The sequence below is a fragment of the Pseudomonas edaphica genome (assembly GCF_005863185.1).
GTDB lineage: Bacteria > Pseudomonadota > Gammaproteobacteria > Pseudomonadales > Pseudomonadaceae > Aquipseudomonas > Aquipseudomonas edaphica.
The window spans coordinates 1-1,981 of the sequence record NZ_VBVZ01000865.1; the positions used below are offsets into that span (position 1 = coordinate 1).

The 1,981-nt window shown below is 62.8% G+C and carries 3 protein-coding genes and 1 pseudogene; all 4 read left to right on the forward strand.

Annotation, left to right across the window (positions count from 1 at the left end):
- Positions 1 to 72: pseudogene (locus tag FEM54_RS31485) on the forward strand (YybH family protein); the annotation flags it as partial.
- Positions 73 to 114: 42 nt separating this feature from the next.
- The gene (locus tag FEM54_RS31490) at positions 115 to 459 is read left to right on the forward strand and encodes a YciI family protein (protein ID WP_138454162.1); all 345 of its coding nucleotides are present in this window, start codon (positions 115 to 117) and stop codon (positions 457 to 459) included.
- A gap of 36 nt (positions 460 to 495) precedes the next feature.
- Positions 496 to 972: an SRPBCC family protein gene (locus tag FEM54_RS31495; RefSeq protein ID WP_017135435.1), complete on the forward strand. Its 477-nt coding sequence runs from the start codon at positions 496 to 498 to the stop codon at positions 970 to 972.
- Positions 969 to 1,981, forward strand: a 1,013-nt coding sequence (locus FEM54_RS31500) for an RNA polymerase sigma factor (protein WP_138454163.1), incomplete at its 3' end; no start/stop codon positions are given. The genes FEM54_RS31495 and FEM54_RS31500, both read left to right, overlap by 4 nt.

Genomic DNA, 1,981 nt, shown 5'->3' on the forward strand with positions numbered 1-1,981 from the left:
GTGGTGCATGAGCACTGGTCGGCGCCCTTCGACATGGAAAGCGGCACGGCATTGTTCGACCTGAAACCTTGACCGCCACGAACTATAGTCAGTAGTCCGAAAACGGAGAGCGCCATGAAATACCTCTGCCTGATCTACAGCAACGAAGAGGTGTTACACACCTCGCCCGACAGCCCGGCGGACCCGGAGTGTTTTGCCTACGCCGAGGCCATCCAGGCCAGCGGCCGAATGCTCGCCGCCGAGCCGTTGGAGTCGGTGAGCACGGCCACCACCGTGCGCATGCGCAATGGCAAGCTGTCGATCACCGACGGGCCGTTTGCCGAAACCAAGGAACAGCTCGCAGGGTTTTACCTGATCGAGGCCAAAGACCTGCACGAAGCGATCCAGGTGGCGGGCGGCATACCGGCAGCCCGGGTCGGCAGTGTGGAAGTGCGCCCCGTGCGTGAATTGAATCTCTGAACACAACAACCACAAGAGTTTAAGGAGGTTTACCCCATGAATACCCAACCTGCTGAATTTGAACTGTCCATCAGCCGTTTGATCGACGCACCGCCAAGCAAGGTGTTTCGCGCCTGGACCACGCCCGAGCTGTTACAGCAATGGTGGGGGCCACACGGCATGACCACGCCGGAGTGCGAAATGAACCTGTGGGTCGGTGGTCTGTTTCGTACCTTGATGCGCGCGCCGGATGGCGCCGAATACCCGACCTCGGGCGTATTCCTGGAAATCAAGGCGCCGAACCGGCTGGTGTTTACCGATGCCTTTGCGCCGGGCTGGGTACCGTCGGGCAAGCCGTTCATGACCGCCGAAGTGACCTTCGAAGCCGTCGACGGCAAGACCCAGTACACCGCCCGCGCCATGCATTGGAGCGAAGCTGACAAGCAGGCCCACGAAGCCATGGGTTTCCATGACGGCTGGGGCCAGAGCCTCGACCGCCTGGTGGCTTTGGTGACCCAGGGCATGCCCGATTGACCCCGCAGGTCGAGGCGATTTACCGCAGCGAATCACGCCGCGTACTGGCGACGCTGATTCGCTTGCTGGGTGATTTCGACTTGGCTGAAGAGGCGCTGCACGAGGCGTTTTTTATTGCGCTGCAGCGCTGGCCGCAAGACGGCGTGCCGGATAACCCACGGGCCTGGCTGGTCTCCACCGGCCGCTTCAAAGCCATCGACCGCCTACGCCGACAGGCACGTTTTACCCCGTTACTGCAGGAGCAGGCCGACGCGCTGGAAGCGGCTGACTGGAGTGAGGAAGACGTGGAAGACGACCGCTTGCGCCTGATCTTCACCTGCTGCCACCCGGCGTTGGCACCCGACGCCCAGGCGGCGCTGACCTTGCGTGAGATCTGCGACCTCACCACCGAAGAAATCGCCCGCGCCTTTCTGGCCACGCCCACCACCATCGCCCAGCGCATCGTGCGCGCCAAGGGCAAGATCCGCGAAGCAAAAATCCCCTACCAGGTGCCTACCCTGGACGCGTTGCCCGAGCGTCTGGACAGCGTGCTGCGCGTGGTTTACCTGGTGTTCAACGAAGGCTATTCGGCGTCCATGGGCGCCGACCTCACCCGCGAAGACCTGACCCGCGAAGCCATTCGTTTGGGGCGTTTGCTGCTGGAGTTGCTGCCAGAGCCGGAGGTCATGGGCTTGCTGGCGCTGATGCTGCTGCATGAGTCGCGCCGAGCAACGCGCACCTCGGCCGACGGTGAGTTGGTGTTATTGCATGAACAGAACCGCGCAGTGTGGGACGCCTCCTTGATTGCTGAAGGCTGCGCACTGGTGGAGCAGGCGTTGAACACACGGCGTTTTGGCCCGTATTGCCTGCAGGCGGCGATCGCGGCGGTGCATGCCGAAGCGCCCCAGGCAGAGGACACGGACTGGCTGCAGATTGTCGGGCTTTACGATGTGTTGTTGCGCGAAGTGCCGTCGCCGGTGATCGAGCTGACCCGCGCTGTGGCGGAGGCGATGTGGCAGGGGCCATTGGG

Coding starts and splice junctions, on each gene's coding strand:
- FEM54_RS31490 (WP_138454162.1), top strand. CDS start 115: ATGAAATACCTCTGCCTGATCTACAGCAACGAAGAGGTGTTACACACC.
- FEM54_RS31495 (WP_017135435.1), top strand. CDS start 496: ATGAATACCCAACCTGCTGAATTTGAACTGTCCATCAGCCGTTTGATC.